This window comes from Streptomyces sp. NPDC020996, from assembly GCF_040641355.1.
Taxonomy (GTDB): domain Bacteria; phylum Actinomycetota; class Actinomycetes; order Streptomycetales; family Streptomycetaceae; genus Streptomyces.
Window position 1 is genome coordinate 137,157 of sequence record NZ_JBFADM010000013.1, and the last position, 17,665, is coordinate 154,821.

Here is a 17,665-nt window from a genome sequence, read left to right on the forward strand (position 1 = left end):
GTCCATCCACAACATTGATTTCCGTGATCAGCAGCTTGGAGGTCAGAGTAGACCGCATCCCAGCAGGAGGAAATCTGATGGCAACGCTCGCGCAACCTGCCGGCCCGTTCGCGCTCGGCACGCTCTCCGCCCAGGACGGCAGGCCGTTCCCCGGCCTGGTCGTCGCCGACCGGGTACTGGACCTCGGCCGGGCCCTGGACTGGGCCCCGTCCGGGACGCGCGCCGTGCTGGAGCGGTGGGAGGAGACGCTTCCCGTCCTGCGCTCCCTCGCCGCCGCCGACGGGCCCGGCTGGCGGCCGCTGGCGGACCTGCGGGTGCACGCGCCGGTCGAGCCGCGCCAGGTGTTCCAGTCGGGCGCGAACTACCGGCAGCACGTGATCGACCTGCACGTCGCCCACCGCGCCCCCGGCGACGACCGGCCCGACGCGGAGCGGCGCGCCGAGGCGGCGGAGCTGATGGACCGGCGCGCGGCGGAGGACCTGCCGTACGTCTTCATCGGGCTGCCGAGCGCGATAACCGGCCCCTACGACGATGTCGTCCTGCCCGCGTGGGCCGAACAGCCCGACTGGGAACTGGAGTTGGCGGCTGTGATCGGCAGGCCCGCGCACCGTGTGCCGGTCGAGGAGGCGCTGGAGCACGTCGCCGGGTACACGATCGCGAACGACCTCACGGACCGCGCCACCGTCTTCCGCCGGGACATGCCGCAGATCGGCACCGACTGGCTGCGCAGCAAGAACGCGCCCGGCTTCACCCCGCTCGGCCCGTGGATCGTGCCCGCCGAGTCCATCGCCCACCCCGATGACCTCCAGGTCACGCTCAAGCTCAACGGCGAGACCATGCAGGACGAGTCCACCAAGGACATGATCTTCAACGTCGCCCGGATGGTGTCGTACGCCTCCCAGACCGCCCGGCTGCTGCCCGGCGACCTGGTGCTGACCGGCAGCCCGTCCGGCAACGGCATGCACTGGGGGCGGCTGCTGCGCGACGGCGACGTCATGGAGGGGTCCATCACCGGGCTCGGCGTCCAGCGCACCCGATGTGTCGCGGAGACGTCGGCATGAGCCTGGACCGCACCGACCCCGAGGGCGCGATCGCCGAGGCCGCCAAGGCGTACTCCAACTGGGGACGCTGGGGCGAGGACGACGTCCTGGGCACCCTGAACTTCCTGGACGAGGCCAAGCGGCGTGAGGGCGCCGCGCTGGTCCGGCGGGGCGTCAGCTTCTCGCTGTCGCAGTCGTTCGACATGAACGGGCCGCAGAAGGGCTGGCGCCGGCGCACCAACCCGGTGCACACCATGCTCGACACCGGCACCGACGCCGCCCTCGGCAGGCAGGGGTTCCCGCACGGCATCGGCGGCGCCGACGACGTGATCGCGATGCCGCTGCAGTGCTCCACCCAGTGGGACGGGCTCGGCCACATCTTCGACCACGGCAAGGCGTGGAACGGGCGCAGCGCGGACCAGGTCGTCACCTCCGACGGCGACCTCGTCACCGGCATCGAGCACATGGCGCCGCACGTCGCCGGGCGCGGCGTCCTGCTCGACGTGGGCCGGGTGATCGGCTCCGGCGGGGAACTGCCCGACGGCTTCGCGATCACCGAGGAGCACCTGACCGCGACCGCCGAGGCCCACGGGGTGACCGTCGGCCGCGGCGACATCGTCCTCGTCCGCACCGGGCAGCTCGCCCGCGCCCGGCGCGAGGGGTGGGGCGACTACGCCGGCGGGCCCGCGCCCGGGCTGTCGTTCACCACGGCGGGCTGGCTGCACCGCACCGAGATCGCCGCGATCGCCACCGACACCTGGGGCTTCGAGGTACGGCCCAACGAGTTCGAGCACGCCTTCCAGCCGCTGCACCAGGTGGCCATCCCGAACATGGGGCTGCTGATCGGCGAGATGTGGGACCTCGACGCGCTCGCCGAGGACTGCGCGGCCGACGGTGTGCACGAGTTCTGGCTCACCGCCGCTCCCCTGCCCATCACCGGGGCCGTCGGCTCCCCCGTGAACCCCGTCGCCGTGAAGTAGCCCCCCAGATGAGCCGGGTCGCCGTCACGTGACCCCGCCACAGCCGCCGGATACAGCCGCCGGATGTGCCCTTCCCGGACAGCCGGGGCACATCCGGCCCCCGGCCCCGCCCCCGTCCGCACCCATGGCCCGCGTCCGCCGCGGGCGAGCCGCATCCCCGCCGCCCGAAGTCGCGCGGCCCTACCCGGGAGGTTTCCCGACATGGCAGACAGCCCCACTCTCCACCGGCCGCCGGCCGGGGGGACCCGCACCGTCCTCGTCGTCGGCGGAGGCACCTCCGGCAGCGCCCTGACCGTCCTGCTGCGCCGGGCGGGGATCGCCGTCGACCTGGTGGAGGCGAGCCCCGACTGGAAGGCCGCCGCCGGCTCCGGCATCACCCTGCAGGGCAACGCGCTGCGCGTGCTGCGGGAGGTGGGCGTCCTGCCGGGCGTGGAGAAGTACGGTTACGCCGCCGAGGGCGTCGCCATCCTCACCGCCGACGGCACCGTGCTGCACGCCCACGAGGAGCTGCGCACCGGCGGCGACGACCTGCCCTCCCACATCGGTATGCAGCGGCCCAGGCTGCAGCAGCTCCTCATCGAGCAGGTCCGCGCCTCGGGCGCCGACGTCCGGCTCGGCGTCCGGCCCACCGCCCTCGACCAGGACGGCGAGGGCGTGGACGTGACCTTCTCGGACGGCACGAGCCGCCGCTACGACCTGGTGGCCGGCGCCGACGGACTCGGCTCCGCCACCCGCGAGATGATCGGGATCACCGACCGGCCCGAGCCCACCGGCATGGGCATCTGGCGTGCCCCCGCCCCCCGCCCGGCCGGCGTGCGCCGCACCGAGATGGTCTACGCGGGCCCCTGTTTCATCGCCGGCTACTGCCCGACCAGCGAGGACACGGTGTACGCCTACCTCGTCGAGCGGGCCCGCGACCGGGCCACGCTGGACCCGGCGGCGTACGCCGACGAGATGCGGGCGCTCAGCGCGGGCTACGGCGGCGCGTGGGACGAGATCCGGGCCGCGCTCACCGACCCGGACGTCGTCAACTACACCTGGTTCGACCGTCACCTGGTCGAGGGCCCGTGGCACCGCGGCCGGGTCGTGCTGGTCGGCGACGCCGCCCACTGCTGCCCGCCCACCCTGGCCCAGGGCGCGGCGATGTCGCTGGAGGACGCGCTCGTCCTCGCCGAGCTGCTGACCACCCGCGACGAGTGGGACGACCGGCTGCTGACCGACTACCACGCCCGCCGGCTGCCCCGGGTGCGCATGGTCGTCGACGCCTCCATGCAGCTCGCCACGTGGCTGCGGGACGGCGTGCGCGACGCGGACGTACCCGGGCTGATGGGCCGCACCATGACCGCGCTGAAGGAACTGCCGTGACCGGAACTGGCGTGACCGATCCCCGGCGGACGCCGACCGTCGACGTCCACGCCCACCTGCTGCTCCCGGAGGTCGAGGAGGCGGTCGGCGGCCAGGCCGGCCTCGCGCGGGCCCGCAATCTCGACGCCCGCCGCAACGGCCCGGCGGCCCTGGCCGTGAGCGGTCCCATGGTCGGCGCGCGCGTGCCGCGGCTCACCGACGTCGCCGTACGCCTGGCGGCCATGGACGCGCAGGGCGTCGACGTCCAGCTGGTCAGCCCGTCCCCCTCGCACTACCACTACTGGGCCGATCCCCAACTCGCGGCGACCGTCTGCCAGTTGGCGAACGAGGGCACCGCCGCGCACTGCGCGAAGGCGCCCGGCCGGCTGCACGGCCTCGGCCTGGTCCCCCTCCAGCATCCCGGTCTCGCGGCCGAACTGCTCGACCACGCGCTCCAGCAGGGCCTGCGGGGCGTGGAGATCTCCTCGCACGCCCCCCGCCCGGACGGCACCCGGGAGGTGGAGCTGTCCGACCCGCGGCTCGACGACTTCTGGGCGCGCGCGGAGGAGACCGGGGCGCTGGTGTTCCTGCACCCCTTCGGCTGCACGCTCGACGAGCGGCTGGACCAGTGGTACCTGTCCAACACGGTCGGCCAGCCCACCGAGAACGCGGTCGCGCTCTCGCACCTGATCTTCTCCGGTGTCCTGGACCGCCATCCGGACCTGAAGCTGATCGCGGCGCACGGCGGCGGCTACCTGCCCACCCACATCGGCCGCTCCGACCACGCCTGGCGGGTGCGCCCCGACGCCCGCGGCTGCGCCCGCGAGCCCAGCAGCTACCTCAGGCGGCTGTACTTCGACTCCCTGGTCCACGACCCCCACGTGCTCAGGGAGCTGCTGCGCGTGGCGGGCCCGGACCGGGTGCTGCTGGGCTCCGACTTCCCCTTCGACATGGGCACCGAGGACCCGCTCGCCGCGCTGCGCGCCGCACGGCTGACCGACGCGGACTTCGACGCCGTACGAGGCGGCAACGCCGCCGCCCTCCTCCAGGAAGGACTGACACCATGAGCGCACGGCTGCTCACCCATCTGCGCCACGTCGACCTCGCCGTACCGGACTACGACAGGCAACTGGACTTCTACGCCGGCGTCTGGGGCCTGACCAAGGTCGCCGAGGACTCCGGCATCTCCTTCCTGGCCGCCGAGGGCTCGCCCGAGCAGTACGTCGTACGGCTGCGCAAGGCCGACGAGAAGCGCCTCGACCTCGTCTCCTACGGCGCCGCCAGCGCCGCCGACGTCGACACGCTCGCCGAGCGGCTGCTCGCGGGGGGCGTCCGGTTGATCTCGCAGCCGGGCAAGGTGGACACCCCCGGCGGCGGCTACGGCTTCCGCTTCTTCGACGTCGACGGCCGCACCATCGAGGTCTCCGCCGACGTCGAGGTCAGGCGGCACCGCAAGATCGAGGAGAAGGAGTCGATCCCGGTCAAGCTGTCGCACGTCGTCCTGAACTCCCCCGACCTGGACCGGACGAAGGACTGGTACGAGCGCCACCTCGGCTTCCGCCTCTCCGACACCCTCAGCTCCCCGCACATGGGCGAGGTCATGCACTTCATGCGGATCTCCAACCAGCACCACTCCATGGCGCTGGCGAAGGGCCCGCACACCTCCCTGCACCACATCTCCTTCGAGATGCGCGGCATCGACGAGTACATGCGCGGCTCCGGACGGGTGATGCGCGCCGGGTTCCGGAAGATCTGGGGCCCGGGCCGTCACATGGCGGGCGACAACACCTTCACCTACTTCCTCGACCCGCACGGCAACACCGTCGAGTACACCACCGAGCTGGAGCTGCTGGACGAGGACACCTGGCACCCCCACGTCTACGACTTCTCCCGGCCCGAGGTCACCGACCAGTGGGGCACCGCCAACCCGATGAACGAACTCGTCGCCAAGGAGTCCTTCAACGACCCCGACCGCGGCTGCTTCGTCGCCCCGCCGGTCTGATCCGCCCTCCCTCCCCGACTCCGGGGGCGCGGCACGTTCTGTCAACGCCCTGACTGCCGCCGCGCCCCCGGCCCCGTGCCCGCACCCCGCGCCCCGCACCCCGCGCCCCTGCCAGGAGCCCTCCCATGCGTTTCGCCGCCTATGAACACCGGCATCACACCCGCGTCGCCGTCCTCGACGAGGACGGCACCCTGCGCCCGGTGCCCGGCGTCCGCTCGCTCACCGAGATCGTCGCCGCCGGGGGCGGACTGCGGTCGCTGCTCGACCTGGGCGCCGCCACCCTCGACGTCCCGCCCGGCCCGCACGTCTCCGAGGTCCGTCTGCTGCCCCCGCTGCGGCCGTCCTCCATAAGGGACTTCGTCACCTTCGAGGAGCACGTCGAGGGCGTACGGCGGTCCGTGGACGGCAGCGCCGGGGTGCCCGAGCAGTGGTACGCGGCCCCGACCTTCTACTTCACCAACCCGCACGCCGTCTTCGGCGCGCACGACGACATCCCCGTGCCGCCCGGCTCGGCCGCCCTGGACTTCGAGCTGGAGGTCGCGGCGGTCATCGGCCGGGAGGGCCGCGACCTCACGCCCGAGCAGGCCCGCGACCACATCGTCGGCTACACCGTCTTCAACGACTGGTCCGCGCGCGACCTGCAGTCGGCGGAGATGCGGGTGGGCCTCGGCCCGTGCAAGGGCAAGGACACCGCCACCACCCTCGGGCCGTACCTCGTCACCGCCGACGAGCTGGAGAAGTACCGCGACGCCGACGGCTTCCTGCGGCTGGCGCTGACCGCCGAGGTCAACGGCGAGGTGGTCGGCTCCGACCTGCTGTCCAACATGAGCTGGACCTTCGAGGAGATGGCCGCCTACGCCTCCCGCGGCGCCCACGTCATGCCCGGCGACGTCCTCGGCTCCGGCACCTGCGGCAACGGCGGCTGCCTCGCCGAGCTGTGGGGGCGGCGCGGCGAGCGGACCCCGCCGCCGCTGAAGCCAGGCGACACCGTCACCCTCACCGTCGAGGGCATCGGCACGGTCAGCAACACCGTCGTCACCGGCGTCGAGCCGGTACCGCTGCCCACCGGCCGGCGCCGCTCGCGGGAGCGGCCGTGAGCGGGCCGCACTCCAGGAGGCCGGAGGGAAAGGTCGCTCTGATCTCCGGCACCGCCCGCGGCCAGGGAGGGGCCGCGGCACTGCGGTTCGCCGCCGAGGGCGCGCTCGTCGTCGGCGGCGACCTGCCGCACGAGGAGGCCGTCGAGACCCGGCGGATCGTCGCCCGCGAGGGCGGCACCGCCCTCGCCCCCGGACCGCTGGACGTCACCGACGAGGACTCGGTGCGCTCCTGGGTCGAGGAGGCGGTGGACGCCTTCGGCGGCGTCGACATCGTCTACGCCGACGCCGGCGCCGTCCGCTTCGGGGGATCGACAGCCGGCCGTACGCGGACCTCGCGTTCACCACGCGCGCCGAGCTGGACTCGGTGTGGCTGACCGCGAACGTCGCCTGGCCGCACCTGGTCGCCAGTCGTGGCTGCGTCCTGACCGTCGGCTCCACCGCCGGGCTCACCGGCTCGCTCACCAACCGGCGCACCGCGCTCCCCCGGCGCTCGGCTCCGCTCGAGCCGGGAGGCACCCCCATCGCCTCCAAGGGCGCCGTGATGGCGCTGACCCGCCAACTGGCGGCCGAGGGCGCCCCGCACGGCATCCGCGCCAACTGCGTCAGCCCCGGAATGACCGACACCGCGGGTTCGCGCGGCAATCCGCCGGCCGAGGGCCACCCGGTGGGCTCCATCGCCCGCCACAATCCGCGCGGCCTCCTCGGCGCGCCCGACGACGTCGTCAACGCGGCCGTCTTCCTCGTCTCCGACGAAGCCGCCTACCTCACCGGCGCCAACCTCGTCGTGGACGGCGGCTGGTCCACCGTCCTGCCCGGCGCCACCACCTGAAGGGAACCCAGTTCGTGAACAAGGTCCGCGCCGGCGCCGCCGAGGCGGTCGCCGACATCCCCAGCGGCGCCTCGCTGGCCGTCGGCGGCTTCGGCCTGAGCGGCATCCCCGACGTGCTCATCCAGGCGCTGCACGCGCAGGGCGCCACCGGCCTGCGGGTGGTGTCCAACAACTGCGGCGTGGACGGCCGCGGTCTGGGCGTGCTGCTGACCGACGGCCGCATCGCCCGCGTCACCGGCTCCTACGTCGGCGAGAACAAGGAGTTCGCCCGCCAGTACCTGTCCGGCGAGCTGGAGGTCGAGCTGGTCCCCCAGGGCACCCTGGCCGAACGCCTGCGCGCCGGCGGGGCCGGCATCCCCGCGTTCTACACCCCGGCCGGCGTCGGGACCCAGGTGGAGCAGGGCGGCCTGCCCTGGCGCTACGCCCCCGACGGCTCGGTCGCGGTCGCCTCCCCGCCGAAGGAGACCCGCGACTTCGCCGGCCGCACCTACCTGCTGGAACACGGCATCACCACCGACTACGCCCTGGTCCGCGCCTGGCGCGGCGACCGGCACGGCAACCTCGTCTTCCGCAAGGCCGCCGCCAACTTCAACCCGCTCGCCGCGATGGCCGGCCGCGTCACCGTCGCCGAGGTGGAACAGCTCGTGGAGCCGGGCGAGCTGGATCCGAACGAGGTCCACCTGCCCGGCGTGTTCGTGCAGCGCGTGGTGGAACTGACGGCCGCTCAGGCCGCCGACAAGCACATCGAGAAGAGGACGGTGCGTTCCTGATGGCCTGGACCCGCGAGCAGATGGCCGCCCGCGCCGCCGCCGAACTCACCGACGGCTCCTACGTCAACCTCGGCATCGGCCTGCCCACCCTGGTCCCCGGCCACGTCCCGCCGGGCGTGCGCGTCACCCTGCACTCCGAGAACGGCATCCTGGGCACCGGCCCCTACCCCACCGACGACGAGACCGACCCCGACCTGATCAACGCGGGGAAGGAGACCGTCACCGTGCTGCCCGGCGCGTCCTTCTTCGACTCCGCCCTCTCCTTCGCCATGATCCGCGGCGGCCACATCGACACCGCCGTCCTGGGCGCCATGCAGGTATCGGCCGCCGGCGACCTCGCCAACTGGATGATCCCCGGCAAGATGGTCAAGGGCATGGGCGGCGCGATGGACCTGGTGCACGGCGCCCGCCGCGTCGTCGTGCTGATGGAGCACACCGCCAAGGACGGCACTGCGAAGATCCTGGAGGAGTGCACCCTCCCCCTCACCGGCCGGCGGTGCGTGCACCGCGTCATCACCGACCTCGGCGTCCTCGACGTCACCGACGACGGCCTCGCCCTGGTCGAGACGGCGCCGGGCGTCACCGTGGCGGACGTCGTGGCCCGCACCGACGCGCCGCTGCGCCTGGACGCCGTCACGGCCGCCCGCTGACCACCCCCACGCCCGGCCGGCGGGCAGCGGCCGGTTACGGCGCCCGAGGCCGCCGCGGCGGTATGTCAGGCCCCGCCGGCCGCCTGCGCGCGTCCCGGCGACCGCGGCGGCCCGCTGCTGCCGCACCTCCTCGGGCAGCGGGGTGCCCCGCACGGTGTCCACCGCCGCGCCGCACGCCCCGGCCTGGCCGAGAGGCCGGCGTGCCCAGGAGGGACCGGGCCGTCCCACACGGTCCGGTCTCCCCCGGCGGGCCCGCGCGGGGCCGGTCGGCTCCCCGCGCGGGCGCGTGGATCACTCGTCGTTGATCGGTCCGGTGCCGAGGCGGACGTTGTCGATCGCCCAGAACCAGTTGTTCCCCGCGTTGTACAGCCGGAAGTTCACCTTGACCGAGGTGGCTCCGGACGGGACCGCGAAGGAGAGGTCGACCAGCCGGTTCTGCTGGTCCTGGCCGTTGTTGGTGTTCCCGGAGGCCGCGCTGGAGTAGTGCAGCACGCGGGTCGCCTGGCCGGAGTCGAACTCGACCGTGACCTCGGCCTCCTGCGGGCTCTCCTGGCGGTAGTGGGAGTCGAAGCCCAGGTGGAGGGTCGAGGTGCCCGGCGGGACGGCGACCGCGGGGGTGGTCAGCGTCGAGTCGAACCGTCCGCGGCTCGCCGGGCTGCCGGTGTCGTCCCAGTCGTCGGCGTCGGCGACCGCGACGATCCCGAGGCTCCGGCCGAAGCCCGGCCGGTCCTGCCCCGCCGGGAACCAGAACTGCTTGGAGAGGAAGGACCACCCCTGCAGTTCCCGGGTGCCCTGCGGCATCGTCGACGCGTTGGTGACCGTCCAGCCCTCGGGCGTGGTCCGGGTCCAGCCGGCCAGGCCGGGGCGGCTGAGGTCGACGGCCGGCGCCAGGGACGGGGCGAGGGACTCGAAGTCCTCGGCGAGCAGGTAGCCGGTCATGACGGGGCCCACACCGGCGGTCAGGGACGCCGTCTGCTGCCTGGTCCGCCCGCCCAGGCTCGCGGTGACGGTGGCCTTGACCGTGGCGGACGTACGGGCGGCCGACACCGGCGCGACGACATCCCACGTCAGCGCGACCGACGAGCGGGCCGGCACCGTGGCCGGCGCGGGGGCCGACGGGGTGGCGGTCCAGCCGTCCGGCAGGGTGAGGGTGCCCGCCAGGCCGGTGAGCCGGGCGCTTCCGGCGTTGGTGACGGTCGCGGTCACGGTGCGCGGTTCGCCCGGTGAGAGCACCGTGCCGTCGGTCTTCGGCGAGGCCGACGGACCGGTCAGGGCCACGGTCATCGCTTCGGCGACCTTGGTGCGCACGCGCGCGTCGGCGATCTTCAGCAGACCGTCGCCGTCGGCGTACGCGGCCACGATCAGGGTCCCGACGGTGGCGTCGGCGGCCGGTGTGACCGTGAAGCGGACGTCGGCGGATTTCCCGGCGGCCAGTGACCGCGGCGCGGACCCGGACCGCTCGGCCGTCCAGCCGGCGGGGGTGAGCAGGGTGGCCGTGAGGCGGGCCAGCCCGGCCGTGCTCCGGTTCGTCAGGGTGACGACGACCTCGGCCGGGCTGCCCTGGGCGAGCGGGGTGTCCAGGGACGGCAGCGGCTCGGGCAGGGTGATCGTGGCGGCCAGCGCCGGGAGCGTGCCGGTGGCCGGGTCGGTGACACCCCGCTCGCCGTCGGCCAGGCGGCCGGTCATACGGCGCAGGAAGCCCGGGTCGCCCTTGTCGACCACGACGATGTCGTACCAGCCGTGGCGGGAGAGACGGACCGGCACGATCTGCTTCTGTCCGGGCGCGAGGGTGACGGTCCGTACGTGGTCGCCGGCGTCGCGCGGGTAGACCGACTCGCCGACGAGGAGCGTCCGGGTCGTCGAGGAGGGATTGGCGCAGTGGACCATGAGCTGGCCCGCTCCGGCCTGCTCGGCCAGGTACGCCTCGGCGCCGGCGCCGGCGCCGCGCAGTTCCCAGGTCGACCAGCCGGGGCCGCGCACCTGGAGGTCGTAGCCGTCGGGCCCGTGGGCGATCGTGTCCACGGTGCTTCCGCCCGCGGCGACCGTCCAGGTCCACGGCTCGCCTGCGTCGCCGGGGTACGCGGTGACGGTGGCGGCCGCGGTGCCGGTGTTGCCGAGCCGCAGCCGGACCCGGCCGTCGGTGACATCGGCGCGCAGCGACAGGCGGTACGGCAGGGGACGGGTGGGGCGGGTGCCCGCCTCCTGCTCCGGGAGCGCCTGCTCCTTCGGCGGGACGGGGTTCCACCGGCCGACCGGCGCCGGTACCGGGCCGGGCTGCTCCACGTCGGGCTGCGGGTGGGTGCGGTGGAAGTCGAAGACGGAGGTGAGGTCGCCGAAGACACTGCGGCGCCAGGCGCTGATGTTGGGCTCCCGGACCCCGGTCCACCGCTCCATGAAACGGATCACGGAGGTGTGGTCGAACGCCTCGGAGGAGACGAAGCCGCCCACCGTCCACGGCGAGACGACCGTCATCGGCACGCGCGGGCCGGGGCCGACCGGGCGGCCGTTGAACCAGTCGTCGCTGTTGCCGGAGTCGGGCTTCGGCGCGACCGGGGCGGGCACGTGGTCGAAGTAGCCGTCGTTCTCGTCGAAGTTGATGAACAGCACCGTCTTCGACCAGGTCTCGGGGTCGCTCGCGAGGGCGTCGAGCAGGTCGTAGACGAGGTTGGCGCTGCCGACCGGGGTGGAGGAGCCGGGGTGCTCGGAGAGCGCCGCCGTGGGTACCACCCAACTCACCCTGGGGAGCGTGCCGTTCTTGATGTCCGCCGTCAGCCGGGGGATCAGGGTGTCCGGCTCGGAGCGGTAGGCGCCGCGCAGGAAGAGCCGGCGCTCTGCCTCGGTCAGGGAGTCCACGCCCTGCTGGAACTGGGCGAGCGCCTCCTGCCGTTGCGCGGAGGTCTTGTCCCAGAGGCTGTCGTAGAACTGCTCGGTGGTGGAGTACTGCCCGCTGACCTTGGAGAGGATCTTCCGGCCGATCTGCTTCCACGGCCGGAAGTATTCGACCGCGTTGTCGGTGAAGTTGTCCCACTCCTGGTAGATCTGCCACGAGACCCCGGCCGCCTCCAGGCGCTCGGGGTAGGTGGTCCAGTCGTATCCGGCGTGGGTGTAGGAGTAGGCGGCGTTGGTGACGGCTCTGTTCACGCCGTCCGGCTCGAAGCCCGTGGTGCCGGTCCACAGGTAGTTGCGGTTGGGGTTGGTCGAGCCGTACACGGAGCAGAAGTAGGAGTCGCAGATGGTGAACCGGTCGGCCAGTTCGTACTGCAGGGGTATGTCGCGCCGGTCGTAGAAGGCCATGGTGCTCTGGCCCTTGGCGGCGATCCAGTCGTCCCACCAGCCGTTCGAGCGTGCCTGGATGCCGTCCGGGAAGCCGTGCGGGAGCGAGCCCAGGTACTGGATGTCGCTCTCCGGGCGGCCGGCCTCGACCGCCGCCTGGCGGGCCGAGAAGGGAAGAACCTCCCCGCCGGCCCGGGGCTGCCTGAAGACGTCGGCGCCGCCGGGCAGGCGCAGGGGGGTGCGGTCACCGAAGCCGCGCACGCCCTTGAGGGTGCCGAAGTAGTTGTCGAAGGAGCGGTTCTCTTGCATCAGCACGATGACGTGCTCGATCGCGTTCATGCCGCCGCGCGGCATCGGCGCGGCCATGGCTTTGAGGAGCGAGGGGGGCAGGAGGGACAGCGCGGTACCACCGGCGAGAGCACCGAGGATCCTGCGGCGGGAGGTGTCGGACATGCTGCGGAGACTATGGCTCCGAAACGGGGCCCAAGAAGCCTCCGCGACAGGGCTTCGCCCACTGTTCACGCGGAGGCATCCGGCGTTCGTCCTGGTCACACGGTGGGGTTCGGCAGACGGCGCGCGGGACGGAGGTCACGCGGCGGTGGCGGAGCGGCGCCCCGCGTCGCCTGCGGGCGACTCGCCCTCACCGGCCCGGAGTTCGGGAGACGAGGGCCGGGCACGCCCGCCCGTCCGGCGTGGCAGCGCGGCCGCGGCGGCCGGCGTCAGCCGCTGCCCTGCGGCGCCTCGCGGGGACTCGGGCGGACGTCGAGCAGCCGCTCCACACCCGCGATCCGCATCACCTGGTGGGCCAGCCGGTGATGCACCACGACCCGGAGGGCCTTGCCGCGGTAGACCGCCTCGGCGCGGACCAGCTCCAGCATGCTCACACCGGCGGCGGTGACGATGGGCGTCCGCACGTCGATGACGACACACGGCTCGGGACACCGGCGGACCAGCTCCGTCAGCTCACGGCCCATCTCGCCCGCATTGGCTATGTCGACGACCACGTCGAGCGTGATCACCTGCCGGCCGGACGCGCGCCGCGTCGTCAACATGTATGGCTCCCATGCAGCCTTGATCCTGGGGCGGGCGCCGCATGAAGCAGCCCGCCGCCGGCGGCAGTCGTGCCGCGTGCGCCGCCGTGTTGTCAGGCGGGTACCCAAGCGGAAGGAGACGTACTCCTCCGGTTTCCGGCCGGAAAGGGACAACGGCGGCCGCGGCCCGGCGGGAGCCGGCCGGACGGTGCGCGGACGCGCGCTGACCCGGCCGGACGGTGCGCGGACATGCACGGGCGTGCGCGGACCGCCGTCCGCCGGTCACGCGGGGTCACGCGGGGTCACGCGGGGTCACGCGGCGTCACCCGTCTCCACCGGCAGGTCGGCCAGCCGCCACTCCAGCATCCCGTCCGCCAGGCGGACCGCGCGGCGACCGCGTGCGGTCAGCAGGCGTACGGCGTCGTGGGCGAGCACGCAGTAGGCGCCCCGGCAGTAGGCCACCACCTCCGTCTCCTCGGGCAACTCGGCGACACGGGCGGCGAGTTCCTCGACCGGGATGGAGAGGGCGCCGGGGATGTGGCCCGCCGCGTACTCCTCGGCGGGCCGCACGTCCAGGACGACCACGTCGCCGGCCGCCGCGCGGGCGAGCAGTTCCGCACGGCCGACCTCCTCGCCGTCGGCGGGACCGAGGTAGGCGGTCCGGGCGGGCTCGACCGCGTCCTGGTGGGCCCGGGCGACCTGGCGCAGCAGCGCGTACAGGGCGGCGACGTCGTCCCCGGCGAGCCGGTAGTGGATGCGCACGCCCTCCCGCCGGGTGGCGACGAGTCCGGCCTGCTTGAGGGTCTGCAGGTGGGCGGAGGCGGTGGTCAGGTTCAGGCCGGCGGCCCGCGCGAGGGCGTCGACGGTGCGCTCGCCCTGGGCCAGCAGATCGAGCAGTTCCAGGCGCTTTCCGCTGCTCAGAGCCTTGCCGGTGCGGGCGAAGGCGTCGTAGAGCGCGGCCTTGCGAGTGGGGTCTCCCATAGCGTCCGCTCCTCTTTATCCAATAATCCATGGAATATTGTAGAGGTGTAGGGGCGGCCGTGTGAGCACGCGGCAGACCCGCGTCCCGCCCCACCCCCGTCCTGGCAGCTGGAGGAACCTCATGCGCTTGACCGCCCCGGCCGGCGCGGCCGTACGCCACCGTCCGCAGGAGGAGACGTGAGCGCCCGAACGGCCGCCCGCAGCGAGGGCGTGCGCCTCGGGCTGCGCGCCAACCTGGCCCAGTTCTCCCTGCTGGTCGTCGTCAACGCGCTGGTCGGCGGCATGCTCGGCCAGGAGCGCACGGTGCTGCCGCTGCTCGCCCGCGAGGCCTTCCAGCTGTCCGCGTACACCGCCGCGCTGACCTACATCGTGGCGTTCGGGGCCACCAAGGCGGTCACGAACTTCTTCGCCGGCACCCTGTCCGACCGGTACGGCCGCAAGCCCGTGCTGGTCGCCGGCTGGCTCGTGGCGCTGCCGGTGCCGGCGCTGCTGATCTGGGGGCCGAGCTGGGGCTGGATCGTCCTCGCCAACGTCCTGCTCGGCGTCAACCAGGGCCTGACCTGGTCCACCACGGTCATCATGAAGATCGATCTGGTCGGTCCGGAACGCCGGGGCCTGGCCATGGGCTTCAACGAGGCCTCCGGCTACGTCGCCCTCGCCGCCACCGCCATGGCCACGGGCTCCCTCGCCGCCCACTGGGGGCTGCGCCCCGCCCCGTTCCTGCTCGGCGCCGCGTACGCCGCGCTCGCCCTGGGCCTGTCCACCCTCGCCGTCCGCGAGACCCGGGACCACGCCCGCGCCGAGGCCGCCCTCCATCCCGCCCCGGAGAACCCCGACCACCACGGCGAGCTGACCACCGGCCAGGTAGCCCGCATCACCAGCTTCCGCGACAAGGCGCTGTCCGCCGCCAGCCAGGCCGGCCTGGTCAACAACCTCAACGACGCCCTCGCCTGGGGCATCTTCCCGCTGCTGTTCGCCGCCCACGGACTGTCCGTCGCCCGGATCGGCGTGCTCGCCGCCCTCTATCCCGCGGTATGGGGATTCGGGCAGCTGCTCACCGGCTGGTGGTCCGACCGGATCGGCCGCAAGCACCTCATCACCGCGGGCATGCTCGTCCAGGCCGCGGCCCTCGCCCTGGTGGCGGCCGGCACCGCGTTCCCCGTCTGGGCCGCGGCCCAGGTGCTCCTCGGCGCCGGGACCGCGCTGGTCTACCCGACCCTCCTCGCCGCCATCGGCGACGTCGCCCACCCCGCCTGGCGGGCCCGCTCCGTGGGCGTCTACCGGCTGTGGCGCGACGGCGGTTTCGCCGTGGGCGCCCTGCTCGCCGGCGCCGTCGCCGACGCCTACGGCCTGGCCGCGGCGACGTGGGCCGTCGCCGCGCTCACCGCGGCGTCCGGGCTCGTCGTGGCGGTGCGCATGTACGAGACCCATCCGCGCACGACGTCATGAGCCGACGGATGCGCCCCCACCTCGACGGGAAGCGACCGGTCGACAGGAGGTGACCGGTCCGACGGGAGCTCACCGGCTCGGCGCGTGCGGCGTCTGCCCCGTGGCCGGGTGGGTGGGGGTGCGCAGGGCCAGCAGGGCGACGTCGTCGTCGTTGCCCGCCGGGCGGACCCGGCGCAGCAGCAGGTGGGTGAAGGACGCGAGGGGGCGGTGGGCAAGGGCCGCGGCGTGCCGGCGCAGCCGGTTCAGGCCCTCGTCCAGGGTGTGACCGGGGGCCTCGACGAGGCCGTCGGTGTAGAGCAGCAGGGTCGAGCCGGGCGGGAGGAGGGCCGTGGCGTCGGGGCGGGGGGTGCGTACCCCGGTGCCGAGCAGGATGCCGTGCCCGGCGTCGAGGTACTGGGCCAGGCCGTCACGGCTGATCAGCAGGGGCGGCGGATGGCCGGCGTTGGTCCAGAACAGCTGCCACGGGCCGTCGTCGGACGCCTCGATCCGGCCGAAGATCATGGTGGCCATGGTGACGTCGGTGATGTGCTGGATCGCTTCGTCGAGCCGTCCGACGATCTGGCTCGGCGGTTCCTGCTGCGACCAGGCGTAGGCACGCAGCATGTTGCGCACCTGCGCCATGCCCGCCGCGGCCTCCAGGTCGTGCCCGACGACGTCCCCGATCGCCAGGGCGGTGGCGCCGTCGGACAGCGGGAAGGCGTCGTACCAGTCGCCGCCGACCTGCGAGGCGTCCGGCGCGGGCAGGTAGCGGACGGTCATCTGCAGCCGCGGCACCCTCGGCATCTGCGGCAGCAGGTGATTCTGCATGGTCTCGGCGACTCTGCGCTGGCGCTGGTAGAGGCGGGCATTGTCCAGCGAGAGGCCGGCACGGCGCGCGACGTCCTCGATCAGCGGGAGGTCGGCGGCGGTGAAGGCCGCCGGGTTCTCGGCGCGGCCCAGCGTGAGGGCGCCCACGACCTCGCGGCTGCTCCGGATGGGCGCGATGGCCGCGGAGTGCATGCCGGTGGCCTCGAACAGGCGGCGCTGTTCGACGGCGATGCCGGAGTCCGGTTCCGCCCGGTAGGTCTGCGGCCCGGCCAGGGCGGCGGCGACCCCGCGCAGGGCTCTGGACAGCGGCAGCGGGGACTCCTCCGACACCGGCGGCATCGGGCCCTGCAACTCCTCGTGGTGCACCAGGACCGCGCCTTCGGCGTGCACGACGACGGCGCGCTGCACCTCGTCGCTGTCGGCGATCAGATCGACGACCGCCCAGTCCGCCAGCCGCGGCACGACCAGCGCGACGAGTCGGCGCAGCGCCTCCTCGACGTCGAGCGTCGACGACAACTGCGTGGTGGTCTCGGCCAGCAGGGCCAGCCTGGCCAGCTCCGTCATCGGCTGGACGCCCTGCCCGGACTGCTCGCCGGGCTTGCCCAGCGGACCGGAGCTGTGGAAGATCACCAGCATGACGCGCTGCCCGCCGCCGATCTCGTACGGGGTGAGCAGCCAGGAGATGGGCAGCACGGAGCCGTCGCCCCGCGCGAAGTAGTCCACGTCGGCCTGGGCGGTGTGTCCGGCGTGGAACGCCTGCCGCATGCCGCACTGGGTCCGGGGCAGCGACCGGCCGTGCGGCCCGCGGTGCAGCAGGTCGTGCGCGTCCTGGCCGACGAGGTCCTCGGCGGACCGGCCCAGCAGCTGTTCGGCGCGGGCGTTGACGGCCAGGATGCAGCCCTGGTCGTCCACCAGGTAGGCGCCGGTCCCGATGGCTTCCAGCGCCCGGCTGCGCGCGTCAGGACCGCCCGGCCGGGACGGCTCCTCGACGGTCTCCGCATGCTGGGGCCGCGCCATCTCCACACCTCCCTCGGTGATCGGGCTCTGAGCGCTGTCGGGCTCCGAGTACTGTCTGGCTCTGGGTGCTTTCTGGCTCTTTTGAGCGTTTTCGGGCTCTGCGTGTCTTCGTATGCCCCGGCCCGGGGACGTCACCCGCCCCAGGTGGCGCCCCGGGGGTCTCACCCCATGGTCACCCACCGGCCGCTCCTTCTGCGACCGCCGGGCCGGGCGGGGACCCGCCGGCCCGGCGGTCGCCGGATGTGGATTGCCCGGCGGGCCGGGTACCGGGAGAGCGGGCACCGCAGCCGGTGCCCCGCGCGGCACGTACGACAGCGGAGTCCAGCCCCGCGGACGACTTCTGGCAGCGGTTCGGCGGGGTGGCGGAGGCGGTCAAATTCCGTCACGAACGTGCC

15 protein-coding genes are annotated in these 17,665 nt (G+C 73.7%); 11 read left to right on the forward strand and 4 right to left on the reverse strand.

Annotated features, from left to right (window positions below; translation table 11 throughout):
- The first annotated feature begins 77 nt into the window (after positions 1-77).
- The 10 genes from AB0G63_RS12785 (at position 78) to AB0G63_RS12830 (ending at position 8,712) form a co-directional block, all read left to right on the forward strand.
- On the forward strand, positions 78-1,061 hold the full coding sequence (locus tag AB0G63_RS12785; protein WP_360748610.1) for a fumarylacetoacetate hydrolase family protein: 984 nt from the start codon (positions 78-80) through the stop codon (positions 1,059-1,061).
- A complete protein-coding gene (locus tag AB0G63_RS12790; RefSeq protein WP_360748613.1) occupies positions 1,058-2,020 on the forward strand; it encodes a cyclase family protein in 963 nt (320 codons plus the stop codon). The genes AB0G63_RS12785 and AB0G63_RS12790 overlap by 4 nt, the downstream gene beginning before the upstream one ends.
- Before the next feature lie 201 nt (positions 2,021-2,221).
- The gene (locus AB0G63_RS12795; RefSeq protein WP_360748616.1) at positions 2,222-3,385 is read left to right on the forward strand and encodes an FAD-dependent oxidoreductase; all 1,164 of its coding nucleotides are present in this window, start codon (positions 2,222-2,224) and stop codon (positions 3,383-3,385) included.
- Positions 3,382-4,431 (forward strand): amidohydrolase family protein, encoded by a 1,050-nt coding sequence (locus AB0G63_RS12800; RefSeq protein WP_360748619.1) that lies wholly within the window; start codon positions 3,382-3,384, stop codon positions 4,429-4,431. Before AB0G63_RS12795 ends, AB0G63_RS12800 begins: the two co-directional genes overlap by 4 nt.
- A complete protein-coding gene (locus AB0G63_RS12805; protein ID WP_360748622.1) occupies positions 4,428-5,366 on the forward strand; it encodes a VOC family protein in 939 nt (312 codons plus the stop codon). Before AB0G63_RS12800 ends, AB0G63_RS12805 begins: the two co-directional genes overlap by 4 nt.
- 125 nt (positions 5,367-5,491) lie before the next feature.
- Positions 5,492-6,463, forward strand: coding sequence for a fumarylacetoacetate hydrolase family protein (locus tag AB0G63_RS12810; RefSeq protein WP_360748625.1), 972 nt, complete (start codon positions 5,492-5,494; stop codon positions 6,461-6,463).
- Positions 6,460-6,837, forward strand: coding sequence for an SDR family oxidoreductase (locus AB0G63_RS12815; RefSeq protein WP_360748628.1), 378 nt, complete (start codon positions 6,460-6,462; stop codon positions 6,835-6,837). The genes AB0G63_RS12810 and AB0G63_RS12815 overlap by 4 nt, the downstream gene beginning before the upstream one ends.
- Complete coding sequence (locus AB0G63_RS12820; protein WP_360748631.1) at positions 6,828-7,292, forward strand: SDR family oxidoreductase; 465 nt, start codon at positions 6,828-6,830, stop codon at positions 7,290-7,292. Before AB0G63_RS12815 ends, AB0G63_RS12820 begins: the two co-directional genes overlap by 10 nt.
- 14 nt (positions 7,293-7,306) lie before the next feature.
- Positions 7,307-8,062, forward strand: coding sequence for a CoA transferase subunit A (locus AB0G63_RS12825; protein ID WP_360748634.1), 756 nt, complete (start codon positions 7,307-7,309; stop codon positions 8,060-8,062).
- Positions 8,062-8,712 carry a CoA transferase subunit B gene (locus AB0G63_RS12830; protein WP_360748637.1) on the forward strand — a complete coding sequence of 217 codons (651 nt, stop codon included), beginning with the start codon at positions 8,062-8,064 and terminating at the stop codon, positions 8,710-8,712. The genes AB0G63_RS12825 and AB0G63_RS12830 overlap by 1 nt, the downstream gene beginning before the upstream one ends.
- Positions 8,713-9,003: 291 nt before the next feature.
- Here AB0G63_RS12830 and AB0G63_RS12835 read toward each other — a convergent pair whose 3' ends face one another.
- The 3 genes from AB0G63_RS12835 to AB0G63_RS12845 all read right to left on the reverse strand — a co-directional run bounded on the left by AB0G63_RS12835 (position 9,004) and on the right by AB0G63_RS12845 (position 13,997).
- Positions 9,004-12,438: a phosphocholine-specific phospholipase C gene (locus AB0G63_RS12835; protein WP_360748640.1), complete on the reverse strand. Its 3,435-nt coding sequence runs from the start codon at positions 12,436-12,438 to the stop codon at positions 9,004-9,006.
- A gap of 266 nt (positions 12,439-12,704) precedes the next feature.
- Complete coding sequence (locus tag AB0G63_RS12840) at positions 12,705-13,037, reverse strand: hypothetical protein (protein ID WP_360748643.1); 333 nt, start codon at positions 13,035-13,037, stop codon at positions 12,705-12,707.
- 291 nt (positions 13,038-13,328) lie between these two features.
- Positions 13,329-13,997, reverse strand: a complete 669-nt coding sequence (locus AB0G63_RS12845; RefSeq protein ID WP_360748646.1) for a metalloregulator ArsR/SmtB family transcription factor — start codon at positions 13,995-13,997, stop codon at positions 13,329-13,331.
- Positions 13,998-14,174: 177 nt separating this feature from the next.
- Here AB0G63_RS12845 and AB0G63_RS12850 point away from each other — a divergent pair, with 177 nt between their 5' ends.
- Positions 14,175-15,446, forward strand: a complete 1,272-nt coding sequence (locus AB0G63_RS12850; protein WP_360748649.1) for an MFS transporter — start codon at positions 14,175-14,177, stop codon at positions 15,444-15,446.
- A 69-nt stretch (positions 15,447-15,515) separates the two neighbouring features.
- Here the strand turns inward: AB0G63_RS12850 and AB0G63_RS12855 are convergent, their stop codons facing one another.
- Complete coding sequence (locus AB0G63_RS12855; RefSeq protein WP_360748652.1) at positions 15,516-17,270, reverse strand: SpoIIE family protein phosphatase; 1,755 nt, start codon at positions 17,268-17,270, stop codon at positions 15,516-15,518.
- Positions 17,271-17,665: the final 395 nt, after the last annotated feature.